This window comes from Rhodococcus sp. PAE-6 (assembly GCF_025290685.1).
Lineage (GTDB): Bacteria > Actinomycetota > Actinomycetes > Mycobacteriales > Mycobacteriaceae > Rhodococcus > Rhodococcus pyridinivorans.
This window is the reverse complement of record NZ_JAOCLZ010000003.1, coordinates 113,899-138,017: the sequence shown is the minus strand read 5'-3', so window position 1 is coordinate 138,017 and position 24,119 is coordinate 113,899. Positions and strand designations below refer to the sequence as shown.

The following is a 24,119-nucleotide window of genomic DNA, read 5'->3' as shown; positions in this document are numbered from 1 at the left end:
ACGGTGGCATATCCCCCGCCATCGGGTCAAGCCCGGACGGGGTGCTCGGCTACCTCGCTCCGACCGCGTTCCGCGCGACCTGCAGGTAGCGGTGCACGATCTCGTCCGGCGACAGCGAACCGTCCGGCCGGTACCAGCTCGCCACCGCGACGCACATCGTCGTCACGGCGCGACTGGCGTCCTTCGGATAGGGCGTGGAGAAGGTGCCGTCGGCGACACCGGCCTCGACGATCTCGTCGATCATGCACTGCTGCTCGTCGCGCAGGGCGACGAATGCACGGCGGGCCTCGGGTTCCATGCTGCGCATCTCGGTCGACGCCACGAACGCCTGATCGCGGCGGAACATATGGAAGCGCAGCAGCGACTCGACGACGGCGTCGAACTTCTCGGAGGGGGTTGGTCCGGCTTCATCGATCGCCTGCCGGCTGCGGGCGAGCAGGTCGTGCAGCACGGTGGTCGTGAGCGAGACGAGCAGCGCCTGCTTCGAGGGGTAGTGGTGGTACAGACCCGGCACCGACAGACCGGACCGCGACGCGACCTCGCGGATGGACGTGCCGTCGTAACCGCGTTCGGCGAACGCCTCGAGTGCAGCGGCGAGCGGCTTCGGCAGGTCGGTCGGGCCGTAGTCCCGCCAAGAGCCGACGTCGCCGGAAACCGAATCCTCACGCGTGTCCATGCTCAACACCGTAAGGGACGGCTCCGGCGACGTCGGCGCTCACAGGATCAGTAGTCGTCCTCGCCGTAGAGGACGAGACCGCGGAGGTTCTTGCCGGCGTGCATGTCGGCGTAGCCCTCGTTGATGTCCTCGAGCTTGTAGGTCTTGGTGACGAGGTTGTCGAGGTCGAGCTGCCCGTTCCGGTACAGCTCGAGCAACTTGGGGATCTGCGAGCGCGGGCCGGTGCCACCGAAGATGGCCCCCTGCAGACGCTTCTGCAGCAGCGTCAGCTCGAACAGGCTCATCGTCACCTGCGAGTCGGTGGCGTGACCCATGCCGACGACCACGACCTGGCCACCCTTGGCGGTGAGACCCAGTGCGGGGCCGATGATGTCGCCGGTGATCTCGCCGACGGTGATGACGGTGACGTTGGCCATCTGACCCCACGTGATCTCACCGATCACCGGTGCGGCCTCCTCGATCGACGCGAAGACATGCGTCGCGCCGAACTCCTTGGCCTTCTGCCGCTTGAACTCGACCGGGTCGATCGCGACGACGAACCGCGCCCCTGCGTGCGCCGCTCCCTGGACGGAGTTGATGCCGACACCGCCGACACCGATGACGACCACGGTGTCGCCGAGCTTGGTGCCGCCGATCTCGGTGGCCGAACCCCAGCCGGTCGCGACACCGCACCCGAGCAGGGCCGCCTTCTCGAGCGGGATGTCCTTCTCGATCTTGATGACCGACGCCTCGTTGACCGTGACGTACGGCGCGAACGTGCCGAGCAGGCACATCTGCAGCACCGGGTCGCCGTTCAGCGTCGCGCGGTAGGTCTTGTCGGAGATCGCCTGACCGGTGAGCAGGCCGGCACCCTCATCGCAGATGTTCTGCATGCCCTTGGCGCAGGCCCGACAGCGGCCGCAGGCGGGGATGAACGCGAGGACGACGTGGTCGCCCTCCTCGAGACCCCGCACTCCCGGGCCCACCTTGGTGACCACGCCCGCGCCCTCGTGACCACCGAGGACCGGGAAGGACGGAAGCGGTGTCGCCCCCGAGCGCAGATGCTCGTCGGAATGGCACAGACCCGAGGCCGCGAGGCGGATCTGCACCTCACCTGCGACGGGATCGCCGAGATCGATCTCCTCGATCTCCCACGGCTGGTTGATTCCCTTGACGACTGCTGCCTTCGTCTTCACCCGAGCCTCCTGAACCGAAAGTGTGTGTGACGTTCGTCACGGCATTCAAACACTTATCGTACGTTAGAGCAACGGGTTCGGACCTCTTCCACAGCGGGCAGTTACCCGCTACATTCGGTAACAGACAACTTCTCGTGAAGGGCTCCAGCCATGATTCACGTCCGCCACAGCGCCGTCGCAGACATCCCTATCGACCTCGCGTTCACCTACGTCGACGACTACCGGAACGTCCCCGACTGGATGTTCGGGGTGGCCCGCTTCCAACCCGTGAGCGAGCAGGTCTCCGGCCTTGGTGCCATCTACGACTCGACCATGCGGATCGGCCCCAAGGATCTCGGCTCGCGCGTGGAAGTCGTCGAATGGGAACGCAATCGCGTGATCGTCCTCGACTCGATCGCCGGATTCCGCGCCGCGTCGTCATGGACCTTCACGGACCTCGGCGACGCGACGCGGCTCGACGTCGACTTCGGCTACCGACTGCCCGGCGGGATCGCCGGCCGCACACTCGGCATGCTCATCGAACCGATTGTGGGAACGGCGATCCGGAAGACCGAGCACGCGTTGCGCACGCGGCTCGGTCAGCTCGTCTAGGACCGGACTCAGAAATTGCCGCGCGCGGCCTGCTCCCGCTCGATCGCCTCGAACAGCGCCTTGAAGTTGCCCTTGCCGAAGCCGAGCGAGCCGTGGCGCTCGATCAGCTCGAAGAACACGGTCGGGCGGTCGCCGACGGGCTTGGTGAAGATCTGCAGCAGGTAGCCGTCCTCGTCGCGGTCGACCAGGATGCCCCGCTTCTTCAGCTCCTCGATCGGCACCCGGACCTCACCGATACGGGCGCGCAGCTCCGGATCGTCGTAGTACGCATCGGGAGTCGCGAGGAACTCGACGCCCTCCTCGCGCAACTGGTCGACCGCCGTGAGGATGTCGTTGGTGGCCAGCGCGAGGTGCTGTGCACCCGGTCCGCGGTAGAAGTCGAGGTACTCGTCGATCTGCGAACGCTTCTTCGCGATGGCGGGCTCGTTGAGCGGGAACTTCACGCGGTGGTTGCCGTTGCACACCACCTTGCTCATGAGCGCCGAGTAGTCGGTCGCGATGTCGTCGCCGATGAACTCCGCCATGTTCGTGAAACCCATGACGCGGTTGTAGAAGTCGACCCACTCGTCCATGCGCCCGAGTTCGACGTTGCCGACGACGTGGTCGAGCGCCTGGAAGATGCGCTTGGGCGCACCCTCACGCTTGCGGTAGGTCGAGGTGCGCTCGATGTAGCCGGGCAGGTACGGGCCGTTGTAGCGCGACCGGTCGACGAGCGTGTGCCGCGTGTCGCCGTAGGTCGCGATGGCGCCGATGCGGACGGTGCCGTTCTCGTCGCTGATCTCGTAGGGTTCCTCGAGGACGGTCGCCCCCTGCTTGCGGGCGTGCTCGATGCACTTGTCGACGTCCGGAACCTGGAGCGCGATGTCGACGACGCCGTCACCGTGGAGGCGGTGGTGCTCGATCAGCGGGCTGTCCGGATCCACCGCACCCTTGATCACGAATCGCACGGCGCCGCTGCGCAGTACGTAGGCGTGATGGTCGCGGTTGCCGGTGGTGGGTCCGGAATAGGCGATGAGTTCCATGCCGTAGGCGGACTGGTAGTAGTGCGCCGTCTGCGTGGCGTTTCCGACCACCCACACCACGGCGTCCCAGCCGCTGACGGGGAAGGGATCCCGTTCGCTGTCGTACTCCACGAGACCGACCAGGCGCCGGAGCTCCTCGGCGTCGAGCTGAGCGAGTCGTTCGCTGTCGGTCAGGGTGTATTCCAGAGTCATCGCTGCAACCTCCTGCCGCTCACTGCGGCACAGTCGTTGTGTCGTGTGTCACCAGGAGAAACCCACCCGTCGGTGCGACGCAACGTCGCCTTCGGCAACTGGCCCGACTGACTGGAATCTGCCGGAATCCGCGCGTTCACCTATACAATCGGGCTAGTTTTCGGCGCTCGATGGGAAGGAACCGCGATGCGCGAGCCCGTGCAGCTGGACGAATTGGATTTCACTCTCCTCGAGGCCCTGCACGCCGACCCGAAGATCGGCGCGCTCGAACTGTCCCGTCGCCTGAAGGTCGCGCGTGCCACCGTCTCGGCCCGACTGCGACGCCTCGAGGACACCGGGGTCATCGCCGGCTACGAACCCCGGATCAACCTCGCCGCAGCAGGTTTCGAAGTGCAGGCGTTCGTGACGATGGAGATCGTGCAGGGCGCGCTCGAAGACGTCACCGAGGTCCTCGAAGGCATCCCCGGCGTCCTCGAGGCGTTCGCCACCACCGGCGCGGGCGACGTCCTGTGCCGCATCGGAGCCGAATCACACCTCGGTCTCCAGCAGACCCTCATCGAGCTGAACCGCTCCTCGATCGTCGCGCGGTCCACGAGTGTGATGGTGCTGTCGGAAGTGGTGCACTACCGGGCGATGCCGCTGCTCCGCACCCTCGAGCCGGAAAGATCCGCGAAGGCACCGGCCTACCGCCGCTGAACCGATCACGTCCACAATCCGTCTCCGACTAGCCGGATTGCACAGAAAAAAGCGCTTCGGGCATCCGGACCCTCCGCACGCTGCACAGTTCGATGAAGCACAGTTGCGCAGCATTTGTTACTGCCGTCACAGTCTTTCGCCATGAAGAACCTGCTGACGCGATTCGAAGAAAAAGCCCCCGAGATCGTCTTCGAGTGGCACGACACCGAGACCACCGCCCGGGGCTGGGTCGTCATCAACTCGCTGCGGGGCGGCGCGGCCGGCGGCGGCACCCGCATGCGCCGCGGCCTCGACCGGCGCGAGGTCGAGTCGCTGGCGAAGACCATGGAGATCAAGTTCACCGTCTCCGGACCTGCGATCGGCGGTGCCAAGTCCGGCATCGATTTCGATCCGTCCGACCCCCGCAAGGAAGGCGTGCTGCGCCGCTGGTTCGCGGCCGTCACTCCCCTGCTGCGTGCCTACTACGGCACCGGCGGCGACCTCAACGTCGACGAGATGAACGAGGTCGTTCCCCTCACCGAGTCCAACGGCTTGTGGCACCCGCAGGAAGGTGTCGTCAACGGACACTTCGGCAAGGACGAGCGCCAGCGCATCCAGCGGGTGGGCCAGCTGCGACTCGGCGTCGCGAAGGTCGTCGAGGACGCGCGGTTCACCCCTGCCACCAGCACGAAATACACTGTCGCCGATCTGATCACCGGCTACGGCGTCGCCGAGTCGGTCCGTCACCACCAGCTCGTCTATCGGGGCACCGACCTCACAGGCAAACGCGTCGTGGTGCAGGGCTGGGGCAACGTCGGCGCCGCTGCTGCCTACTATCTCGCTCAGGCCGGCGCCTCGATCGTGGGCATCATCGACCGCGACGGCGGCATCCTCGCACCCGAGGGTCTCTCCTTCGACGAGGTCCGCACCCTGCTGCTCGAGCGCGACGGCAACGCCCTGCACAGCGACCGCATGATCCCCTTCGACGAGGTGAACGACCGCATCTGGGATGTCGGAGCCGAGATCTTCCTCCCCTGCGCCGCGAGCCGCCTCGTCACCCGCGAGCAGGTCGACCGCATGGTCGCCGCGGGACTCGAGTCGATCGCCTCCGGCGCCAACGTTCCGTTCGCCGACGACGAGATCTTCTACGGCCCCACCTACGAGCACGCCGACAAGTCCGTTGCCGTGATCCCCGACTTCATCGCCAACTGCGGTATGGCCCGGGCTTTCGCCCAGCTCATGGAGGGCGACGTGGAGGTCTCCGACGCCGCGATCTTCGGCGATGTGTCCACCACCATCGAGACGGCCCTGCGTCGCTGCCACGACCGGTCGACCGAGCTCACCGGGCTCGCCGCGACCGCCTTCGAGATCGCACTGGACCAGCTGGTCCCGGCCGGGGAGCGCATTGATGACTGACACCCTGGCTACGGCGACGACCGGCGCCCAGGGCACCGCCGGGACGACGACCGGCGCCCAGGGCACCGCCGGGACGACGACCGGCGCCCAGAGCACCGCCGGCCTGCATCGTGCCATGCGGCCCCGCCAGCTCGTCATGATGAGCCTCGGTGGCGCCATCGGGGCCGGCCTGTTCGTCGGGTCGGGGGCGGGTATCGCCGTCGCCGGCCCGGCGATCCTGATCTCGTTCCTGGTGGCGGCCGTTCTCGTCGTGTTCGTGATGCGCATGATGGGCGAGATGGCCGCGGCCAACCCCGCCAGCGGTGCGTTCTCCGAGCACACCGAGAACGCGCTGGGCCCTGTCGCGGGACGGACCATCGGGTGGTTGTACTGGGTGCAGGTCATCATCGTGATCGCCGCGGAGGCCACCGGCGCCGCCGCGATCACCGCGGTGGCGCTGCCCGGCATCCCCCAGTGGGCGTCCGCGCTGTTCTACATGGTCGTGCTGACGGGCGTGAACCTGGTCGGCGTCCGCCGCTTCGGTGAGGTCGAATTCTGGTTCGCCGCAATCAAGATCGTCGCGATCGTCGGCTTCCTGGTGATCGGCATCGCGATGATCGCCGGGTGGATGCCCACCTTCGAGACGACCGGCTTCTCCAACCTCACGGCGCACGGCGGGTTCGCCCCCACCGGTATCGCCGGTATCGCCGCCGGCCTGCTCATCGTGGTCTTCGCGTTCGGTGGCACCGAGATCATCGCGATCGCCGCCGCGGAGACCGCCGATCCCCGTCGCAACGTGGGCCGCGCGGTGCGCACCCTGGTGTGGCGCATCCTCGTGTTCTACATCGGGTCGGTGCTCGTGATGGTGACGATCCTGCCGTGGACCTCCGAGGATCTCGCGACCGGTCCGTTCGTCGCCGTGCTGCAGGCCGGGGCCGTCCCGGGCGCCGCCGCGGTGATGACCGTGATCGTCGTGGTCGCGCTGCTCTCGTCGCTCAACGCGATGCTGTTCAGCGCTTCCCGGATGATCTTCTCGCTGTCGCACCGCGGATCGGCGCACCCCGTCTTCGGGCGGCTGTCGTCCAACGGCGTTCCCCGCAATGCGGTGCTCGCCTCGGTGGCGTTCGGCTTCGTCACGGTCGGACTGAACTATCTCTACCCCGACCGGGTGCTGCCGCTGCTGCTCAACGCCGTCGGCTCCACGACCCTGGTGCTGTGGACGTTCGTCGCGGTCTCGCACCTCGTGCTCCGTCGTCGCGCACGCCGCAACGGCACCGAGGATGCACTGCCGCTGAAGATGTGGGGCTTCCCGTACCTTTCGTACGCGACGCTCGGTCTGCTGGCCGGCATCGCGGTGCTCGCCCTGTTCGACACCGCTGCCCGCACGCAGCTGCTCGCGACCGGCGCGTTGACCGCAGCGATCGCCGGTACCTGCACGGTGCTGGCACGGCGACGCGCTGCGGCCGGGACGGCTCGGGTCGAGACGGTTCAGGAGCGCCAACCGTAGGGACGCGTGATTATCTCCATGAAGTGACCGGCGGGGTCGAGGAAGTAGGTTCCTCGACCCCCGTCGTTTCTGTTGATGCCGTGCGCCGACTGCCGGGGATCGGCCCAGTGTTCGATCTTCTGCTCGAGGATCCGGGCGTAGATCTCGTCGAACTCCTCCTCCGACACCAGGAATGCGTAGTGCTGCGGCGGATACTCCACATCCGGTGGCGGTTCGGCGAAATCGAGGGTGACGCCGTTGGCGAGTTCGACAGCGAGGAAGTGCCCGGCGGGCACCGGATCGGGCAGCCCGAACAGGGTGGTGAGGAAGTAGGCCGAATGCTGCTTGTCGTCGGCCGCGACGATGGTGTGGTTGAACGCAATACTCAAGGAGAACTCCTTGTGGTCCCGCGCCTCCATGCCTGACGCAGTCCGTCATCGACACGCGACGCTGCGTCCAGAGATACCTTCCGTGCCGGAGGGATGCAAGCGATGAGTTCTCCCCGCTTCCCGGGTCTGTACTCGGCGACAACCTTCGAAAGGGGACGACGATGAAGCTCACGGTGACGACCTTCGTATCGGCCGACGGTGTGGCCCAGGGACCGGGTGGCCCCGACGAGGACCGCAGCGACGGCTTCGACCGCGGCGGTTGGGTGGTGCCGCTGTTCGACGAGGACACCGGCAAGTTCATCGACGAGGTGTTCTCGAAGGTCGACGCATTCCTGCTGGGCCGGAACACCTACGAGATCTTCGCTGCGTCGTGGCCGAACTCGACCGATCCCGACGATCCGGTCGCCCGTGCACTCAACACCCTCCCGAAGTACGTCGCCTCCACGACGCTCACCGCCCCCGAGTGGCAGAACACGACGGTCCTCGAGGGCGACGTGCCCACCGCGGTCGCGGAACTGAAGAAGCAGCCGGGACGGGAACTGCAGGTGCACGGCAGCATCCGTCTGGTCCACACCCTCTTCGAACACGGTCTCGTCGACGAGTACCGCCTCATCACGTTCCCGGTCGTCCTCGGTCAGGGGCGGCGGCTGTTCCCCGTCGGGGGTCGCGACACGAAGTTCGATCTCGTCGAATCGCGCACCACCTCGACCGGTGTCGTCATCACCGTGTATCGGCCTGCCGGACGACCCGAGTACGGACTCGCCGAAGTCGAGTGACCCGAAGTACGAGCCGGTCTGTATCGAGAGCTGCTCTGGCTCGCCTGCCTCATCATCTGTTCGAGACGGCTACGGACCTCGTTCCGGAACGGTCGGCCGGGGCCCGCTCTTGGGGGCCGGTCAAGATAGCATCGGGGCGGGAACTAGGTCAGGACTGGAGATGCCCCGCAACAGACGTCCGCAGGATCGGGAAGAGAAACGCGCAGAGATCGTGGTAGCCGCCCGGCGGTTGTTCGTCGAGGAAGGATACGACGCGGCATCGATGACGCGGATCGCCCGTGACGCCGGAGTCGTGTCGAACACGCTGTACTGGTACTTCCAGGACAAGGACTCGATATTGATCGCGGTCCTGGATGCGGTTCTGGCCGACTCGATGGCCTCCTACAGCGAGATACTGGGCTCGGGCCTGGCCGATCGACTCTTGTGGTTGGTCGAAGAATTGGAGCAACTGGGTCGGTTGGTGAGCACGGTGCACACACGCGCCGAGAAGTCCGCGTCCGTTCAGCAATGGCACCAGCAGTTCCACACACTGGCCGAAGGATTGTTCCGGGCAGAGCTGATCGGACTCGGCGTGCCCGCTGACGAAGTCGATCCGCTGGTCTCGATCGGCGTTTTCGTGGTCGAGGGCTTGCTGATGCACCCGACGGATCAGGCTCAGCGGCGCGCGGTGATCGAGACGTTGCTCAACAGCGCTCGCAGTCGTGCCGCAGCCACCGGCTGAGCACCTGATCTGCGCGTCCACGAACGCGGAGCGACCTACTGTGCGGTGCGGTCGAATTGCCTTTCCAGGAAATGGAGTTGGTCACGCACGGCGCGTTCGAAGTGGTCACCGACGTAGATGTCGAAGTGGTCACACACGTAGCTCTGAACCTGTACGTGCGCCAGACCCTGTGCGTGACGCTTCGTGGTCTTCGCGGGCGCGGCCGCGTCGTTGTCGCAGACACACAGCAACGTCGGAATGCTGAAGCGGGCCAGCGCACGACCGGGTCGATCGAGCGGAAGACGCAGCGCCAGCCGGGCAGCGAGGGCATTGGCCGCCTCGAATTCGCCGTTCGGACCGCGCAGTACACCCCAGACGCTGTCGCGGCCGACCCCGGTCTCGGGTTCTTCCCCACCGTCGATCTCCGTCAGCTCGATGTTCTTCGACAGCTGAGCCCGCACCGACGGAAGTCGTTTCAACACCGCGCTGGTGCGCCGCGAGAGCCGGGTCCCCGCGGGCAGGAGTGCGGAAGCGCCGGCGAGGGCGTCGGGTGAGGCCACGAACGCGGGCATCCAGGACGTCCCCGCCATCGGCAACAGGATCGGCTTCGCGCCGAACCACGACCCGACCGTGTCGAGAATGCCTGCCACTGTCAGTGCCACCACGCTCAGCGGGCCGGTCCGTATCCGCGCGCGCAACGACGCCGGACCGTCGGTGAAGGGGCACTGCGCCACGATCGCCGCGATACGGGTGTCCTCGGAGGCGACTCGAAGGACATGACCTCCGCCGAACGAACTGCCCCACAAGGCGATCCGGTTGACGTCGACCTCAGGAAGTGTGCGCGCGAAGGCCAGAGCGGCATGCCAGTCGGCGCGTTGCCGGCCGATGTCGAGGATCTGGCGCGGCGCTCCGCCGCTGGCCCCGAGGTGACGGTAGTCGAACACCAGCACCGACCACCCCGCGGCGGCGAACCGTTCCGCGTAGGCATCCAGGCGCATCTCCCGCACCGCTCCGAGCCCGTGCCCCATGATCACCATCGGGCGCGGACCGTTCAGGTCGGGTGCGGTGTACAGCCATGCCGCGCACTCGTCCTGGCCGGAGACGAACGAGACCTCGCGCCGCTGCACCGCTACCACCTCGCGCCGATCGGCAGACTCACCGATGTTCATGACTAGCACCCTCCCGCTTCACCACCACATTTCTTGGACGCCATTCAAGAAGGCGTGACGATTACGGTAAAGGCTTCTTGGATGCCGGTCAAGAAGGGAGGGCGAGGTGTACGTCGACGACATCACCGGACTCACACTCACCGTTGACGCCGGTAGTACGCTCGAGTGATCGGCAAGTGACCGAGCGGGTTCTGTCGGGGAATCCGCTCGGCCCCTTCGCTTATCCCTCGTCGGGCAGGAATATCTCCTCGATTCGACGTCCGAACAGGTGCGCGATGCGGAACGCCAACGGAAGGGACGGGTCGAATCGCCCTTTCTCGATCGAGATGATCGTCTGGCGCGATACCCCGAGTTCGTCGGCGAGCCTCTGCTGCGACCATCCGTTCTCCGCGCGCAGGGCCGCCAGCGAATTCCGCACCCTCAGCCTTTCCGACGCTGCACGGCGTAGCGCACACCGAACGACGCGAAAGCCACGAGGATGACCGCCATCAGCGCGTGCAGGCCCTCGACCTCGATCGGAGCGAACGCCAGAGCGGTGCACCCCAGGCCCGTGACGAGGAGGATGTCGGTGAAAGCGCCCGAGGCGGCTTTCTCGTACCAGGACGACTCGACCGAATCCTCGGGCCGGTCCGTGGCGCCTTCGAGGGTCGACCGATCCACGAGGAGCACCCACGACAGGGCCGACAGTGAGGGTGCGGTCGCCAGCGCGACCGCCACGCCGGCGGCCACGGGATAGTCGGGCACCAGCCCCAGAGCAGCTACCACCGCTGCCAGAACGGCTGTGGCCAGGATTCCGAGGGCGATCGCCGGCGGTACCGCGCCGATCCACCGCGAACCCATCCGCACCTTGCCCCACTTGCTTCGCCCGACCACCGATCCGGCACCCCCGCTGTCCATCGTTTCCCCTTTCGCCGTAAAGCACACTTTACATGTAAAGGTAACTTAACAGTCCGTTCGGTGCGACAGAAACGAGGGGTTCCGTTCGGCCGGGCAGGTGTCATGATGGATCGAGCAGATCGACACGCCACCAGGCGAAGGGACTGCCATGAGCCTCTACAACGATCACGTCGTACCGCGACTGGTGAACATCGCCTGTGCACCGTCGTTCACCGAAGCGAACCGGAAACGAGTGTGCGCCGGCCTGAGCGGCCGCGTCGTCGAGATCGGATTCGGATCCGGCCTCAACGTTCCCTACTACCCCACCACCGTCGAGTCGGTCAGCGCCGTCGAACCCGCGGACCTCGGATGGAAGCTCGCACGTTCGCGCATCGATGACTCCCCCGTGCGCATCGAACGATCCGGCCTGGACGGTCAGTCACTCCCGTTCGAGGACAACACCTTCGACAGCGCACTGTCGACGTGGACGCTGTGCACCATCCCCGATGCCGACGCGGCTCTGCGCGAGATACGTCGTGTCCTCGCACCGGGCGGCACCCTGCATTTCGTCGAACACGGACTCGCGCCGGACGAGAACGTCCGGCGGTGGCAGCACCGGCTCGAACCGATCCAGAAGCGCGTCGCGGGTGGTTGCCATCTGACACGACAAATCGCCGACCTCGTCCGCGGTGCGGGGTTCGAGATCCGCGAACTCGACACCTTCTACGAGGAGAAGACGCCGAAGTTCTTCGGTGCGCTGTCGCTGGGAGTGGCGACACCGACCGCGTGAAGGCGGATAACTGCACAGCAACGTTTGCACACTTCCGGGGACAGATACACGGTGTCGACATCGAGCACATGTCCACTATGTCCGCGATGATTGCATGCATGCCCTCGGACACCCTGCCACTCGCCACGCGCACGCTGCTGAAGCAACTCGACCTGGTCTGGCTCTTCACGGAACAACACGTCCTGCCGCGGATCGACGAGGCTGCCGTGCACTGGGAGCCGTCGTCGAACTCCGTGGGCGTCCGGCGGGTCGACGGGCGTCTCGTCGCCGACTGGCCGGACGAGACGGCCGAGGCCCTTCCCGAGCCCACGATCGCGTGGCTGCTCTGGCACATCGAGTGGTGGTGGACGAACACCGTGGCGGTCTGCAGTGGGGGAACTGCGGTCGGGCCGGACGCCTACGAGTGGTCCGGCTCGACCGACCACATCCGGGCTCTTCGCACCGAATGGGCTGCCCTTCTCGAGACTGCCGACATCGAGAAGACGATCGTCGGACTCATGCCCGAACCCTCACCCCTGTGGGAAGTCGCCGGCTGGGTCAACTTCGAACTGGCGAAGAATGTTTCGGAGATCAGTCAGGTACTGACGCGGAAGGCGAATACGCCGGGCTGATACTTCCTGCGTTTACGCTGGGACGATGCCCGCGATCGGAATGCGCGCGTCGACCGCCTGCCGGAAGTTGATCATCGCGCGTTCGAGGTGGTCGCGGTTCGTCACCAGCACAGCGCCCGTGGCTCGCCGTTCGAGCAGAACGTCGTTGGTGAAGCGTGCGTTCTCGACGGTGGAGGTCGACTGCGATTCCTCGGTGATGCGCTCCGGCGGAATGCCTCGCACGACCAGCCAGTCCTTCATGGCCTGCGCTTCGGTGACGCCGTTGCGCGGCACGCCACCGGTGACGACGATCGGAGATTCCGGATAGCGTTGCGCTGCACGGAGAGCTGCCTCGAGCCGTTCTTCGAGCACCGGCCGGATCTTGCCGTCATCGGTGAGTCCGGCCCCGAGCACGACGAGATGCGTACCCCGCGGATTCAGGTCGAGCATCAGCGGGAAGTGCGGTGTCAGCTTCTCGAGCTCGGTGCACGCGATGATCAGCGCGTCGATGGTTCCCTGGCACAGCGGGGTGACGGACAGTGCACCGTTCACGACGGTGTCGATTGCAGGAGTCGCCGCTGCCTGCCCCGTCGATACACCTACCGCGGCTGTGGCCGCGACTGCGGTCGCCACCACCGTGCGTCGCACAGCTCCCACGCGAGCCCCCTTTCTTCCCGGACATCGGCCGTGCCGCACTGTGCCATCTCGACGCGCACGTGTGGGAAGTTGGGGCTCGACGCGAAGAAGTATCACCATAGGCCGCGTCGGATTCGATGACGGCTGACAATCGGTTTTACATCCGAACCACTGGTCTATCCATGAACAAGCGCGACAATCGTTGCAAGAGGCGCCATTCGGACGAATCACTGCGCTTCCCGTACTTGCAGAACAGACAGAAACAGAACGTGTGTTCGAGTTGACGACTTCGCACACCCGTGCGACCATCCCTCCACCGACCTGAAAACAGGTCGACCCCGGAAGGTGCGCCAACACCTCACCGGGGTCTGGGCACAAGACAGATAGGACTGTCATGCACCGTAGGGTGGAGTCTATCCACACGCCTTCGAGAGGCGTATTCCAGCAACGAGCCGCGAGCGCATTCGTCCGCGCCGGTCGCCGCACACCCGTTCCCCCGGGTTCACGCCCGACGTCCTGACTTTCCAGCCCTCCGATCCACCGTGATCGGAGGGCTCGAGGCGTTTCACCTGCATCGTCGCGCACGAGGGCCGTTCCGGTAGCCGAGGCGCGTCGACGCAGCTCGTCGCTCGTCTCCCACAGTCCGACGTCAGCGCGCCGACGCTGCGAGCCGGGGCCGTTCCCTGTCTCGAAACCGACTGGGCACCAGTATCCCTCGTCTCCACAGCTGGTGGTGGAGCACCCGATCGTGCGGGTCGACACGAACGACCGGGTCCAGTGCGAGCCGCACGTCCTCCGCGACGTGGGGCTATCCGTGCTGGCCGAGACGGTCTATCGGGGCATGGCGACCGGGCAGCCTTGGGGAAGGGGACGACGACTCAGGGACCCGAAGGGTCTCCGATCGGTCGAGGGCAGCCGCCCGCAGGGCGCCCGATTCGTTCCCGATCGAATTCATCCTCGTTGCGCGAACCCCGGGTGGAGTGCTGTGATCGAAGCACGGGTCTACGGGAGGGGCCGACGTGACCGGCGTCGTTCAGTTCCGCGAGCGGGACGACACCCCGAAGGAACAGGCCTCTTCCGGCCGAATCGCCTCGACCATCAAGGATCTCGGACTGAAGGCTGCGATGGCGGGCCTGCGGGTCGAGGCCCTACGGCCGGGATCGGTGGGATTCCCGAGGGGCGGCCGGAATCCGTCGAACACCGCCACCGAGGATCTCTCCCGCACGGAGCAACCGATGGCCTAACAACCGCTGAACTCGTCCTCTTTCAGAACCGACAGCACTGGGTCGCCTTCACCGATCGATGCTCCCGCCGAGGGAGTCTGGTCGACGACGACCCAGTTCCTGTCCCATACCTGCGCGCGTCCCTGACCGGTCGCGTCGACGCTCGTGGAGTAGAACACGCCGGCGGCCTGGATGGTGTCCTGTGCCGCTTGGAGATCCATGCACACGACGTTCGGCATCACCGCAGTGGACGCGACAGCCGCGACCTGCGTGGTGGAAACTCTCGTGGCGGGAGTGGTTTCCGGAGCGACGGTCCGTGCGGTGGTGGCAGCCGAGGTCGTGTACGGCGTGGTGGTCGTCGGTGCGGCAGCGCGAGGAGTCGTACTCGCGTCGTCCTTCGTGGGTGAATCCAGCCCGTCCGAGATATCGCTGATGATTCCCATGAGGACGATCAGTCCGGCGACGGCAGCGGCGATGACCACCCCGCGGCGGATCCTCGGAGGCTTCGGCGGCTCGGGAGGCGGCGCCATCGCCGCCCGCACATCCCCTGCAAGGAACGCGCGGTGGCCGGCTTCGGCACGTGCGGCGATCGCGTCCTGCTCGGCCTTGATGCGCCTGCGGTGGTCGCGCAGGGGCTTGCCGATCGCGAGATATCCCAGGCCGGCCGCGAATGCCACGAACAGGATCGCGTCGGCAAGGTTGCCGTTGACTACTTCCACGATCGCCAGCCACAGCGTGATGGCGGCGAACATCCCCGCTACGACTCGCAGGTAGGGGACGACGAACTTCATGTTTCTCCTTCAACCCGACACCAGGCCCCGTGTGCCGCTGCTTTCTCGACCGCACACGCGCTGACCCGCTCAACGAGGTCGCCGATCGGCTGGCGGTCGCGGCGAGGCGCTGCCACGACGCGAACGTTTCGCCGGAGGTGGCGTCGACGATCGCGAACAACATCGTCGCTTCGTTGAAGAACCCGCTTCCCGAAACCGCTTGACCCGAACAAGTTCCACGAATTGCAAATAGGAGACCCAACGAGTACTCGAGATTTCGACCAGCGCTACAACGCACATCTGACCGCGTCGCTCGCCGCAAGCGTCGGCATCATGCTCGGCAGCATCGGCCCCTGACCCAGATGGTCGACCAGCAGGGTTGTGAGCCTCATCTTCAGGTTGTCTACCTCTCGAGAAGCTTGCTCGGGCACAGCAACGTAGGCAGTGGGACGAGTGAGATGTACCCTGGCAATCTGCACACAACGGCGCAATCCTCCGCCCTCGACCGAGGGCAGCAGAGCGCGAAGTGGTCATAGGTGCGCGCTATTACGCGCTCTGCTGACCGCTTCGCGCTCCGCTGTCGGGGTCGGTGAGTGCGGGATCCCGCGAGGTGTCCTTCAACGCCACCCCCGAGGCCCCCAACTGCCGCGCCCCGTTCACGAGGGCCGCGACGACGCGCGCCGCGTGCTCGTAGGTCATCCCACCGGGCGGATGGATGTTGGACACACAGTTGCGTTCGGCGTCACTGCGTCCCGGCGTCGGGTGGTGCGTCAGGTACACGCCGACACTGTCGGCCACCGACAGGCCGGGGCGTTCGCCGATGATCACGAGCATCGTCGTGACGCCGAGCCGCTCACCGATATGGTCGCCCAGCGCGACGCGGGCCTGCGTCGCGATCACCGGTGACGCCACGGTCAACCCGGGCAGGGCAGCGACGATCGCCGCGAGCAGATCGGGTCCGTGGGCGTCGAGAGCGGTGGACGACAACCCGTCGCACAGCGCGATACCGAGATCGGCCTCCATGCGCGGCAGCGTGGTCCCCTCGGCGAGCTGCCGGCCGAGGTCGGGGCGACGCAGATACGTACTGCGATCTCCTGCTGCGCTTTCCACGATCAACTGCTCACCGAGCCCGAGATCACGAACCCGCTGAGCCAAGGAATGCACATCGAGCGGGACGTGCACGGCGTCGCGCGCCTCGGCATGGGCCGCCACGAATTCCAGATGACGGCGCGTCGGGATGCTGTTCCCGGTGCGTCCCAGGCCGATCCGTGCCTGGGTGTTCCGGCGCAATTCGTCCCACAGGTCGCTCACAAGGCACCTCCGAGTGCGCGCAGAGGGGACGTGCCGACGTCCACCGGCAGGATGCGACCGATGTCGTCCGCCATACCCTGCCTGCGTAGCCAGTCCTCGAACTCCGGTGCCGGCCGCAGGTCGGCGGCCTCCCGCACGTACAGCGCGTCGTGGAACGACAGCGATTGATAGCCGAGCATCACGTCGTCGGCACCCGGCACTGTGATCACGAATGCTGTTCCGGCAACGGCCAACAGGGTCAGCAGGGTGTCCATGTCGTCCTGATCGGCCTCGGCATGATTGGTGTAGCAGACGTCCACGCCCATCGGAAGGCCGAGGAGTTTGCCGCAGAACTGGTCTTCGAGACCCGCGCGGATGATCTGTTTGCCGTCGTACAGGTATTCCGGTCCGATGAACCCGACGACGGTGTTGACGAGCAGCGGTTCGAACTCGCGCGCAACGGCATAGGCGCGCGCTTCGAGGGTCTGCTGATCCACCGGCCTGCCACCGGTTCCGAAATGGGTTCCCGACGACAACGCCGAACCCTGCCCGGTCTCGAAGTACATGACGTTGTTGCCGACGGTCCCCCGTCGCAGCGACCTGCCGGCCTCGTTGCCCTCCCGCAGCACTGCGAGGTCCACACCGAAGCTGCGGTTGGCGCCCTCGGTGCCGGCAACGGACTGGAACACCAGGTCGACGGGTGCGTCCTTCTCGATCAGGTCGATCGTGGTGGTGACGTGGGTGAGCACGCACGACTGGGTGGGGATCTCGAATCGCTGCCGGATCTCGTCGAGTAGGTGCAGCAGGTCGGACACGGCGTGCGGCGAGTCGCTCGCCGGATTGATGCCGACGACCGCGTCGCCGCATCCCATCAGCAGGCCGTCGAGGACGGACGCGGCGACCCCACGCGGGTCGTCGACGGGATGGTTCGGTTGCAGGCGCGTCGCGAGCCGCCCGGGCAATCCGATGGTCGTGCGGAACGCGCTGGTCACCGTCGCAGCGCGGGAGACCGCGATGAGGTCTTGATTGCGCATGATCTTGCTGGTCGCCGCGACCGTCTCCGGGGTGAGTCCCGGCGCGAGTGCCGCGAGAACGTCGGCGGAGTCCGGTCGGGCCGCGACCTCCAGGAGGTGGTCGCGCAGTTCCCCGACGGTCATGTGCGAGACCGGCGCGAAGGCCGTCGCGTCGTGGGTGTCGACGATCAGCCTGGTGACCTCGTCGGTCTCGTACGGGACGACTGCCTCGGTGAGGAAGGTGGTCAGCGGGAGGTCGGCGAGGGCCAGCTGTGCCGCGGCGCGTTCGGCGTCCGAGGTGGCGGCGCAGCCGGCGAGTTCATCGCCCGAGCGGCGCGGGGATGCTTTGCCGAGCAGATCGACGAGGCCGTCGAAGACGTAACCGGTTCCGCCGAGCTGTTGTCGGTAGATCGTCATCGAGGCCTCCCGCGCAGGACCGGTTCGACGGATGTGAGCACGCAGTGGAGTGCAGCATTCCACTTTTTCGCTGTCGTGTCCGGCGAGTGTCGCGAACGAAACGTCGCTGGTCGTCGGTTCCTAGCCTCGCTGGTACCAAACGTTCGTCACCCGCTGCGCCATGTGCCGCATCCCCGCAGCGGTGGGGTGCAGTGCCTTCGCCAGCGACAGCGACTGCCGTCCCTCGTAGAAGCGCTGCTCGGAGGGCGCACACGCGTCGTGCCCTTCCGATCCGGCCATGACGTCGACGAACTCGGCACCGGCCTCGCCGGCGGAGCGGGCGAGTACTCGGTTCATCCGCACGAAGAAGTTCGTCACGAAGGAGGCGTCGGCATCGCTGGTGGGGATGTTGGGCCAGCAACTCCGGTTGCCGAAAACACCGCCGTGCCCGACCAGCAAAACCCGTGCGCGCGGTGCGCGTTGCTGGACGGCGGTGAGTGTCGCGGTGAGCTTCGGTCCGAGTGCACTCAGGGCGGCATCCATGCGCGACGTGGTGCCCGGATCGGTGCGGCAGTGCGCATCGCCGCCCGGAAGCTCGGTGTAACAGGCCGAGACGAGCCCCGCCCAGCCGACATCGTTGCCGCCGATGCTCAGCGTGACGAGATTCGTGTCCGGAGTGAGCGAATCGATCTGCGGCGGGACCGATCCGGTCGACGTCTGCTGCGGGACGGACGTGATGTGCTCGGTGCGTGCACCCGAACACGCGACGTTGACGAAGCTGACGGTCTGAAGCGAAGCCGCGACGAGGTTCGGATATCCCGCATCCGCGCGGGCACATCCGCTGAGCATCGCCGCTGCGTCGAGGTAGGGTCCGGCGGCACGCGAGTCACCGAGCGCGACGTATCGGATGCCCTGCTCGCTACCCGGGTCGCTCATCGCGGACACCGGCCACACCATCGATGCAGCTGCCATGCCGGCGACGATCCCGGCTCGCACAATCGTCTTCATCCAGACCCTCCGGCAGCGTGGTTCTCCCGGGCATGAGATCGGCACGAATTACAAATGTGTTACGAGCACCGGGTGAAGATCACGGATGAAGCTCGGGCACACATCCTCCCACCAGCGCATTTTGTTTACTCGCCCCTTCGAACGGCTACCGTCGACCTGTGACCGTCCACAAAGTTCTCGACGGCCGCTACGAGCTGAGCGGTCTGCTCGGCGTGGGCGGCAGCGGCGAGATCCACGACGGTTGGGACACCCGCCTCCACCGGCCCGTCGCCGTCAAACTGCTCGGACGGGAGGTCTGCAGCAGACCGGACGTACGACGTCGTTTCGAAGTCGAGGCCCGGGCCGCCGCGGCCCTGAACCACCCTCGCATCGTCGCCGTGTACGACACGGGTGAACACGACGGACGTCCTTACATCGTTATGGAACGGCTCTCCGGGCGGACCCTCGCCGACGACATCACCCGCGGACCCCTACCCGCCGATCGGGTGCGCACGGTGCTCGCCGGAATTCTCGAGGCGCTCGTCGCCGCGCACGGTGCGGGGATCCTCCACCGGGACATCAAGCCGGCGAACGTGCTCATCACAGAGAACGGCGAGATCAAGGTCGCCGACTTCGGTATCGCGAAGAGCGTCGGCGACGACCTCACCCACACCGGTGAACTCGTGGGGACCGTCGCCTATCTGAGCCCGGACCGCATCACCGGACACCCCGCGTCCGTGACGGACGATCTGTACGCGGTCGGGGTCGTCGGCTACGAGTCCCTGTGCGGGCGGAGGCCGTTCGCCGAGGACAACATCCTCGCGCTGGCACGGGCCATCACGCACGACCGTCCGCGGCCACTCGCCGATCTCCGCCCGGACGCCCATCCGGGGTTCGTCGCGGTGATCGAACGGGCCATGGCACGAGAGCCTTCCGACCGGTTCCGCAGTGCGCACGAGATGTTCGCGGCATTGCAGAGTTCCGACGGAAACCGCGCTGCGACAGCCTTCCTGCCGGCGAGTGAGATCGGCGGACCGACGACCACTGCAGGCACGGACCGTTCCCGTGGAGTTCTCGTCGCAGCGGGTCTGACGCTGGTCGGGGCGCTCGCCGTGGGCGGTCTCGCACTCGGATTCGGGCGGGGCGATTCCCCGCCGGCGGCCACACCGGAGACGCGGACGCCGGGCATGTCCGCATCGACGCCCGAGCGGGTACCGGCAACCACCGAGCTTCCTGCGACCCCCGAATCCACGGTCGTCCCGGCGCGCACAGCGGACGAGACCGCCGTGGTTCCGCCCGTCGTGCCCGCTCCGGAGACCACTCCCGTCGCACCGCCTGCGGATGCCGGGCCCACGAGGTCCGAACCCGAGTCCCGCGGGAACAGCGGACCCGGCAACAACAACGGTAACGGAAACGGAAACTCGCAGGGGAACAACGGGAACCACAACGGCAACAACGGCAATGGGAACGGGAACACCGGCAACGGGAACAGTGGCCGCGGTAACGGGTGAGATCGCTCAGCTCGAGGCGCGCACCACGAGTTCGACGGGAAGTCGCGTCGATTCCGTTTCTCCATTTCGCACGAGTTCGAGGAGCCGCTCGATGGCGGTCACCCCGATATCGTGCGCGGGCGATCGCACGGTGGTGAGCGGAACCGGCAGCTGCGCCACGACGGGGATGTCGTTGTAGCCGACCACGGCGAGATCGTCCGGGATGGACAGACCGAGGTCGCGGGCGACACCGAGGATGCCGATGGCGATGGTGTCGCTGACCGCGAAGATCGCGCGGGGACGGTCGGGGCGGTCCAGCAGCGCACGCGCGGCCTCCACACCCCCGGCGACGTCGAAGCTCGACCGCATGATCCGCTCGGGCGGCAGTGGCGCCGACGCTTCCTTCAGAGTGTCGACGAAGCCGTCGCGGCGGTCGCGGGCGGTGCTGGCGTGGTCGGGGCCGGCGATGATCGCCAGGTCGTCGTAGCCGCGGTCGAGAAGGTGCCGGGCGGCCAGTGCTCCACCCCGGTAGTCGTCGCCCACCACGAACGGCAACCCCGCATCGGCGTGCCGGGTGACCGCGAGGATGGGCAGCGATCCGAGTACCAGCGACTCGACGAACGGACCACCCGGGAGGTGCATGCTGCTCAGCAGCAGACCGTCGACCTGCCGGCCCACGAGCAGCGCGATGGCACGACGTTGTGCCTCGAGGTCGTCGGGTGGGCTCGACAGCAGTACCGAGTAGCCCGCTTTCGTGGCGGCTTCCTCGATGCCCTGGTAGGTCGTGGCGACCACGCCGTCGGTGAGTCGGGGCATGACGACACCGAGGGTCGTGGTCTTGCGGGTCCGCAAGCTCGCCGCCCACAGGTTGGGGCGATATCCCAGTTCGGCCGCGACCTCCCGCACCCGCAGTGCCGAGTCCGACCAGCCGTCGACCGGTTCGGGCTGGCGCAGCACACGGGATGCCGTCGAGACGTGGACACCGGCGCGCTCGGCGATCTCCTTGAGCGTCGGGGCGCGGTCGGGACGGGGCATGCGGCTCTCCTGCTCGTACGGCATCGAGTTCGCGTTCCGAGTTGACGTGCCCGGAACGTGTCTTTAGCGTAGGCCATGCAATCGATCGCGCAAACGTTCTCACAATCGTTCTGACAAACGTTTCCTCGACCACCGGAGAAGGCCATGTCCAACGCTCAGTCGCTCACCCAGCTGTTCGCCCTCGACTCCCTGCTCGAGCAGGAGGAGATCGACATCCGCGACACCGTCCGCAAGTTCGGCAACGAGCGCATCCGCCCGCACGTGGCCCAGTGGTTCGAGGAAGCCAAGCTCCCGGCACGCGAGCTCGCCAAGGAACTCGGACAGCTCGGTGTGCTCGGCATGCACCTCGACGGCTACGGCTGCGCCGGCATGAGCGCCACCGCCTACGGCCTGGCCTGCCTCGAACTCGAGGCCGTCGACTCCGGCATCCGCAGCCTCGTGTCCGTGCAGGGCTCGCTGGCGATGTTCTCCATCCACCACTGGGGCAGCGAGGAGCAGAAGCAGGAATGGCTCCCCCGCATGGCCGCCGGTGAGGCCATCGGTTGCTTCGGCCTGACCGAGCCCGACTTCGGTTCCAACCCCGCCGGGATGCGCACCAACGCAAAGCGCGACGGCGACGACTGGATCCTCAACGGCACCAAGATGTGGATCACCAACGGCTCGATCGCCGACGTCGCCGTCGTCTGGGCGCAGACCGACCTCGAAGAAGGCGCCAAGGGCATCCGCGGCTTCGTCGTCCCCACCGACACCCCCGGTTTCTCCGCACCGGAGATCCACTCCAAGATGTCGCTGCGCGCCTCGGTCACATCGGAGCTCATCCTCGACGGCGTGCGTCTGCCCTCCTCGGCGATGATGCCGAAGGCCGAGGGTCTGCGCGGACCGCTGACCTCCCTCGGCGAGGCCCGCTTCGGCATCGTCTTCGGTGCCATCGGTGCCGCCCGCGACTGCCTCGAGACCGCCATCGAGTACTCGCAGTCCCGCGAAGTGTTCGACAAGCCGCTCGCCGGCTACCAGCTCACCCAGGCCAAGATCGCCGACATGGCGCTCGAGGTCGGCAAGGGCCACCTGCTCGCCTACCACCTCGGTCGCATCAAGGACCGCGGCGAGATCGCCCCGGAGCAGGTCAGCCTCGGCAAGCTCAACAACGTGCGTGAGGCCATCGCCATCGCCCGCGAGTGCCGGACCATCCTCGGCGCCAACGGAATCACGCTCGAGTACCCCGTCATCCGTCACGCCAACAACCTCGAATCGGTGCTGACCTACGAGGGCACCTCCGAGGTCCATCAGCTGACCATCGGCAAGGCTCTGACCGGTGAGGCAGCCTTCCGGTGAGCGGAGCGTTGGAAGGGCTGGTGATCGCCGACTTCGGTCGCGTGCTCGCCGGCCCCTACGCCACCATGCTGCTCGCCGACCTCGGGGCAGAGGTCGTCAAGATCGAACGACCCGGCTTCGGGGACGACACCCGGCACTGGGGACCACCCTGGGCCGGCGACGAGTCGACCTATTTCCTCGGCGTCAACCGCAACAAGAAATCGGTGGCCATCGACCTGACCACCGACGAAGGACTCGAGCAGGCACGCGATCTCGTCGCCCGCGCCGATGTCGTCGTCGAGAACTTCTTGCCCGGCACGATGACTCGGCTCGGGCTCGGATACGAGCAGGTCCGGGAACTCGACCCCGGCATCGTCTACACCTCGATCACCGGCTTCGGCGGGCACAACGACCTGCCCGGTTACGACCTGCTCATCCAAGCCGTCGGCGGTCTGATGAGCATCACCGGGCCCGACCATGCGACACCCACCAAGGTCGGTGTCGCCGTGGTCGACATCATCACCGGAATGCACGCTGCGCTCGGCATTCTCGCCGCGCTACGGCACCGCGACCGCACCGGCGAGGGCCAGCGTGTCGAGGTGAACCTGCTGTCGTCCCTGTTGTCGGCGCTGGCGAACCAATCGTCCGGCTACGTCGCGGCAGGAGTGGTGCCGAAGGCGATGGGCAATCGCCATCCGAGCATCGCGCCCTACGAGGTGTTCCACACGGCAGACCGGCCGTTCGTCCTCGCCGTGGGCAACGACCGTCAATTCGCTTCCCTGGTCGTGGTTCTCGGCGCACCCGAACTCGCCACCGACGAGCGGTTCACCACGAACACCGCCCGCGTCGCGAACCGGGAGGAGCTGACGAAGATCCTCGACGAATTGCTGTCGACGGACACCGCCGACGCGTGGTTCGACGCTCTGACCGCAGCCCGGGTGCCGTGCGGACCGCTCAACGACATCGCTGACGCGGTCGCGCTCGCCGAACGACTCGGCCTGTCGCCGGTGGTGTCGATCGACGATCCCGACCGGGACGCTCCGCTTCGTCAGATCGCCAACCCGATCCGGCTCAGCGCCACCCCCGCGACCTACCGCACCGCACCCCCGCGGCTGGCGTAGTCGGACGCTCTCGTCACTCGGACTTCTGTTCCTTCAGAGTGTGGGCGACGAGAGCGTTGGCGTGCCCGTGGCCCATCCCGTGTTCCTGCTTCAGCCAGTTCACGAGCTCCATGTGTTTGGCAAGATCCGACGCTCGGATCATGTTCTTCCACTCCTCGATCGGGCGTCCGTACTTCTGCTCGATCGACGGAAAATACGACTCGGGTCCCTTGACCTTCTCGCTCATGCCGGAGACGTTAACCGCGGCGACCGACACGGTCGGGCCGTTCCGTTCGATCCGCAGGAAAACGACCGCGGCGCCGCAGTCCCGGATGGGACGCGGCGGCGCGGATGTACGGAAGGGGA

Annotated in this window: 26 protein-coding genes; 12 read left to right on the top strand and 14 right to left on the bottom strand. The window is 66.7% G+C overall.

Annotated elements, in window-relative coordinates:
• Positions 1 to 49: 49 nt before the first annotated feature.
• Both NVV99_RS08535 and NVV99_RS08530 read right to left on the bottom strand, forming a co-directional pair.
• On the bottom strand, positions 50 to 676 hold the full coding sequence (locus tag NVV99_RS08535) for a TetR/AcrR family transcriptional regulator (protein WP_064256474.1): 627 nt from the start codon (positions 674 to 676) through the stop codon (positions 50 to 52).
• A 47-nt stretch (positions 677 to 723) separates the two neighbouring features.
• Positions 724 to 1,851 (bottom strand): NDMA-dependent alcohol dehydrogenase, encoded by a 1,128-nt coding sequence (locus tag NVV99_RS08530; RefSeq protein WP_006554686.1) that lies wholly within the window; start codon positions 1,849 to 1,851, stop codon positions 724 to 726.
• A 150-nt stretch (positions 1,852 to 2,001) separates the two neighbouring features.
• Between NVV99_RS08530 and NVV99_RS08525 the strand changes: the two genes are divergently transcribed.
• Positions 2,002 to 2,442 (top strand): SRPBCC family protein, encoded by a 441-nt coding sequence (locus tag NVV99_RS08525; protein ID WP_260782803.1) that lies wholly within the window; start codon positions 2,002 to 2,004, stop codon positions 2,440 to 2,442.
• 8 nt (positions 2,443 to 2,450) lie between these two features.
• Here NVV99_RS08525 and hppD read toward each other — a convergent pair whose 3' ends face one another.
• On the bottom strand, positions 2,451 to 3,656 hold the full coding sequence (gene hppD, locus NVV99_RS08520; protein ID WP_006554688.1) for a 4-hydroxyphenylpyruvate dioxygenase: 1,206 nt from the start codon (positions 3,654 to 3,656) through the stop codon (positions 2,451 to 2,453).
• Between the two features lie 186 nt (positions 3,657 to 3,842).
• On the opposite strand from hppD, the gene NVV99_RS08515 reads away from it, so the two are divergent.
• From NVV99_RS08515 to NVV99_RS08505, 3 genes are all read left to right on the top strand, one after another.
• A complete protein-coding gene (locus NVV99_RS08515; RefSeq protein ID WP_260782802.1) occupies positions 3,843 to 4,352 on the top strand; it encodes an Lrp/AsnC family transcriptional regulator in 510 nt (169 codons plus the stop codon).
• Between the two features lie 141 nt (positions 4,353 to 4,493).
• Positions 4,494 to 5,747 carry a Glu/Leu/Phe/Val dehydrogenase dimerization domain-containing protein gene (locus NVV99_RS08510; protein ID WP_138844845.1) on the top strand — a complete coding sequence of 418 codons (1,254 nt, stop codon included), beginning with the start codon at positions 4,494 to 4,496 and terminating at the stop codon, positions 5,745 to 5,747.
• Positions 5,748 to 5,862: 115 nt separating this feature from the next.
• The gene (locus tag NVV99_RS08505) at positions 5,863 to 7,233 is read left to right on the top strand and encodes an amino acid permease (protein ID WP_260782871.1); all 1,371 of its coding nucleotides are present in this window, start codon (positions 5,863 to 5,865) and stop codon (positions 7,231 to 7,233) included.
• Here the strand turns inward: NVV99_RS08505 and NVV99_RS08500 are convergent.
• A complete protein-coding gene (locus NVV99_RS08500) occupies positions 7,215 to 7,631 on the bottom strand; it encodes a VOC family protein (protein WP_006554692.1) in 417 nt (138 codons plus the stop codon). The two genes, NVV99_RS08505 and NVV99_RS08500, sit on opposite strands and share 19 nt — an antisense overlap.
• Positions 7,632 to 7,762: 131 nt before the next feature.
• On the opposite strand from NVV99_RS08500, the gene NVV99_RS08495 reads away from it, so the two are divergent.
• Together NVV99_RS08495 and NVV99_RS08490 are read left to right on the top strand one after the other, a co-directional pair.
• Positions 7,763 to 8,377, top strand: coding sequence for a dihydrofolate reductase family protein (locus NVV99_RS08495; protein ID WP_024102306.1), 615 nt, complete (start codon positions 7,763 to 7,765; stop codon positions 8,375 to 8,377).
• A 160-nt stretch (positions 8,378 to 8,537) separates the two neighbouring features.
• On the top strand, positions 8,538 to 9,098 hold the full coding sequence (locus NVV99_RS08490; protein ID WP_006554694.1) for a TetR/AcrR family transcriptional regulator: 561 nt from the start codon (positions 8,538 to 8,540) through the stop codon (positions 9,096 to 9,098).
• Between the two features lie 35 nt (positions 9,099 to 9,133).
• On the opposite strand, the gene NVV99_RS08485 is transcribed toward NVV99_RS08490, so the two are convergent.
• The 3 genes from NVV99_RS08485 to NVV99_RS08475 all read right to left on the bottom strand — a co-directional run bounded on the left by NVV99_RS08485 (position 9,134) and on the right by NVV99_RS08475 (position 11,143).
• Positions 9,134 to 10,246 carry an alpha/beta hydrolase gene (locus NVV99_RS08485; protein WP_024102307.1) on the bottom strand — a complete coding sequence of 371 codons (1,113 nt, stop codon included), beginning with the start codon at positions 10,244 to 10,246 and terminating at the stop codon, positions 9,134 to 9,136.
• 220 nt (positions 10,247 to 10,466) lie between these two features.
• Positions 10,467 to 10,664: a helix-turn-helix transcriptional regulator gene (locus NVV99_RS08480; protein ID WP_024102308.1), complete on the bottom strand. Its 198-nt coding sequence runs from the start codon at positions 10,662 to 10,664 to the stop codon at positions 10,467 to 10,469.
• A gap of 2 nt (positions 10,665 to 10,666) precedes the next feature.
• Positions 10,667 to 11,143 carry a hypothetical protein gene (locus tag NVV99_RS08475; RefSeq protein WP_041803482.1) on the bottom strand — a complete coding sequence of 159 codons (477 nt, stop codon included), beginning with the start codon at positions 11,141 to 11,143 and terminating at the stop codon, positions 10,667 to 10,669.
• Between the two features lie 148 nt (positions 11,144 to 11,291).
• Here NVV99_RS08475 and NVV99_RS08470 point away from each other — a divergent pair, with 148 nt between their 5' ends.
• On the top strand, positions 11,292 to 11,912 hold the full coding sequence (locus NVV99_RS08470; protein WP_006554698.1) for a class I SAM-dependent methyltransferase: 621 nt from the start codon (positions 11,292 to 11,294) through the stop codon (positions 11,910 to 11,912).
• A 98-nt stretch (positions 11,913 to 12,010) separates the two neighbouring features.
• Positions 12,011 to 12,523 carry a DinB family protein gene (locus NVV99_RS08465; protein WP_041803483.1) on the top strand — a complete coding sequence of 171 codons (513 nt, stop codon included), beginning with the start codon at positions 12,011 to 12,013 and terminating at the stop codon, positions 12,521 to 12,523.
• A gap of 12 nt (positions 12,524 to 12,535) precedes the next feature.
• Here the strand turns inward: NVV99_RS08465 and NVV99_RS08460 are convergent, their stop codons facing one another.
• Positions 12,536 to 13,150 (bottom strand): YdcF family protein, encoded by a 615-nt coding sequence (locus NVV99_RS08460; RefSeq protein ID WP_024102311.1) that lies wholly within the window; start codon positions 13,148 to 13,150, stop codon positions 12,536 to 12,538.
• Positions 13,151 to 14,157: 1,007 nt separating this feature from the next.
• On the opposite strand from NVV99_RS08460, the gene NVV99_RS08455 reads away from it, so the two are divergent.
• The gene (locus NVV99_RS08455) at positions 14,158 to 14,382 is read left to right on the top strand and encodes a hypothetical protein (protein WP_024102312.1); all 225 of its coding nucleotides are present in this window, start codon (positions 14,158 to 14,160) and stop codon (positions 14,380 to 14,382) included.
• Here NVV99_RS08455 and NVV99_RS08450 read toward each other — a convergent pair.
• The 4 genes from NVV99_RS08450 to NVV99_RS08435 form a co-directional block, all read right to left on the bottom strand.
• Positions 14,379 to 15,152 (bottom strand): PASTA domain-containing protein, encoded by a 774-nt coding sequence (locus tag NVV99_RS08450; protein ID WP_024102313.1) that lies wholly within the window; start codon positions 15,150 to 15,152, stop codon positions 14,379 to 14,381. The genes NVV99_RS08455 and NVV99_RS08450 overlap by 4 nt on opposite strands.
• Positions 15,153 to 15,677: 525 nt before the next feature.
• Positions 15,678 to 16,442, bottom strand: coding sequence for an ethanolamine ammonia-lyase subunit EutC (gene eutC / locus NVV99_RS08445; RefSeq protein WP_024102316.1), 765 nt, complete (start codon positions 16,440 to 16,442; stop codon positions 15,678 to 15,680).
• Positions 16,439 to 17,851 carry an ethanolamine ammonia-lyase subunit EutB gene (locus tag NVV99_RS08440; protein WP_024102317.1) on the bottom strand — a complete coding sequence of 471 codons (1,413 nt, stop codon included), beginning with the start codon at positions 17,849 to 17,851 and terminating at the stop codon, positions 16,439 to 16,441. Before NVV99_RS08440 ends, eutC begins: the two co-directional genes overlap by 4 nt.
• A gap of 120 nt (positions 17,852 to 17,971) precedes the next feature.
• The gene (locus NVV99_RS08435; protein ID WP_260782801.1) at positions 17,972 to 18,802 is read right to left on the bottom strand and encodes an SGNH/GDSL hydrolase family protein; all 831 of its coding nucleotides are present in this window, start codon (positions 18,800 to 18,802) and stop codon (positions 17,972 to 17,974) included.
• Positions 18,803 to 18,996: 194 nt separating this feature from the next.
• Here NVV99_RS08435 and NVV99_RS08430 point away from each other — a divergent pair, with 194 nt between their 5' ends.
• On the top strand, positions 18,997 to 20,328 hold the full coding sequence (locus tag NVV99_RS08430; RefSeq protein ID WP_024102319.1) for a serine/threonine-protein kinase: 1,332 nt from the start codon (positions 18,997 to 18,999) through the stop codon (positions 20,326 to 20,328).
• A 6-nt stretch (positions 20,329 to 20,334) separates the two neighbouring features.
• Here NVV99_RS08430 and NVV99_RS08425 read toward each other — a convergent pair whose 3' ends face one another.
• Positions 20,335 to 21,366 carry a LacI family DNA-binding transcriptional regulator gene (locus NVV99_RS08425; protein WP_039584220.1) on the bottom strand — a complete coding sequence of 344 codons (1,032 nt, stop codon included), beginning with the start codon at positions 21,364 to 21,366 and terminating at the stop codon, positions 20,335 to 20,337.
• A 120-nt stretch (positions 21,367 to 21,486) separates the two neighbouring features.
• On the opposite strand from NVV99_RS08425, the gene NVV99_RS08420 reads away from it, so the two are divergent.
• Both NVV99_RS08420 and NVV99_RS08415 read left to right on the top strand, forming a co-directional pair.
• Entirely contained in the window at positions 21,487 to 22,674 is a 1,188-nt protein-coding gene (locus NVV99_RS08420) for an acyl-CoA dehydrogenase family protein (protein WP_024102321.1), read from the top strand.
• Positions 22,671 to 23,774 (top strand): CaiB/BaiF CoA-transferase family protein, encoded by a 1,104-nt coding sequence (locus NVV99_RS08415; protein ID WP_024102322.1) that lies wholly within the window; start codon positions 22,671 to 22,673, stop codon positions 23,772 to 23,774. Before NVV99_RS08420 ends, NVV99_RS08415 begins: the two co-directional genes overlap by 4 nt.
• 13 nt (positions 23,775 to 23,787) lie before the next feature.
• Here NVV99_RS08415 and NVV99_RS08410 read toward each other — a convergent pair whose 3' ends face one another.
• Entirely contained in the window at positions 23,788 to 24,000 is a 213-nt protein-coding gene (locus NVV99_RS08410; RefSeq protein WP_024102323.1) for a DUF4287 domain-containing protein, read from the bottom strand.
• Positions 24,001 to 24,119 lie beyond the last annotated feature (119 nt).

Coding starts and splice junctions, on each gene's coding strand:
- NVV99_RS08535 (WP_064256474.1), bottom strand. CDS start 676: ATGGACACGCGTGAGGATTCGGTTTCCGGCGACGTCGGCTCTTGGCGG.
- NVV99_RS08525 (WP_260782803.1), top strand. CDS start 2,002: ATGATTCACGTCCGCCACAGCGCCGTCGCAGACATCCCTATCGACCTC.
- hppD (WP_006554688.1), bottom strand. CDS start 3,656: ATGACTCTGGAATACACCCTGACCGACAGCGAACGACTCGCTCAGCTC.
- NVV99_RS08515 (WP_260782802.1), top strand. CDS start 3,843: ATGCGCGAGCCCGTGCAGCTGGACGAATTGGATTTCACTCTCCTCGAG.
- NVV99_RS08510 (WP_138844845.1), top strand. CDS start 4,494: ATGAAGAACCTGCTGACGCGATTCGAAGAAAAAGCCCCCGAGATCGTC.
- NVV99_RS08505 (WP_260782871.1), top strand. CDS start 5,863: ATGCGGCCCCGCCAGCTCGTCATGATGAGCCTCGGTGGCGCCATCGGG.
- NVV99_RS08500 (WP_006554692.1), bottom strand. CDS start 7,631: ATGGAGGCGCGGGACCACAAGGAGTTCTCCTTGAGTATTGCGTTCAAC.
- NVV99_RS08495 (WP_024102306.1), top strand. CDS start 7,763: ATGAAGCTCACGGTGACGACCTTCGTATCGGCCGACGGTGTGGCCCAG.
- NVV99_RS08490 (WP_006554694.1), top strand. CDS start 8,538: ATGCCCCGCAACAGACGTCCGCAGGATCGGGAAGAGAAACGCGCAGAG.
- NVV99_RS08485 (WP_024102307.1), bottom strand. CDS start 10,246: ATGAACATCGGTGAGTCTGCCGATCGGCGCGAGGTGGTAGCGGTGCAG.
- NVV99_RS08475 (WP_041803482.1), bottom strand. CDS start 11,143: ATGGACAGCGGGGGTGCCGGATCGGTGGTCGGGCGAAGCAAGTGGGGC.
- NVV99_RS08470 (WP_006554698.1), top strand. CDS start 11,292: ATGAGCCTCTACAACGATCACGTCGTACCGCGACTGGTGAACATCGCC.
- NVV99_RS08465 (WP_041803483.1), top strand. CDS start 12,011: ATGCCCTCGGACACCCTGCCACTCGCCACGCGCACGCTGCTGAAGCAA.
- NVV99_RS08450 (WP_024102313.1), bottom strand. CDS start 15,152: ATGAAGTTCGTCGTCCCCTACCTGCGAGTCGTAGCGGGGATGTTCGCC.
- NVV99_RS08440 (WP_024102317.1), bottom strand. CDS start 17,851: ATGACGATCTACCGACAACAGCTCGGCGGAACCGGTTACGTCTTCGAC.
- NVV99_RS08435 (WP_260782801.1), bottom strand. CDS start 18,802: ATGGCAGCTGCATCGATGGTGTGGCCGGTGTCCGCGATGAGCGACCCG.
- NVV99_RS08425 (WP_039584220.1), bottom strand. CDS start 21,366: ATGCCGTACGAGCAGGAGAGCCGCATGCCCCGTCCCGACCGCGCCCCG.
- NVV99_RS08420 (WP_024102321.1), top strand. CDS start 21,487: ATGTCCAACGCTCAGTCGCTCACCCAGCTGTTCGCCCTCGACTCCCTG.
- NVV99_RS08410 (WP_024102323.1), bottom strand. CDS start 24,000: ATGAGCGAGAAGGTCAAGGGACCCGAGTCGTATTTTCCGTCGATCGAG.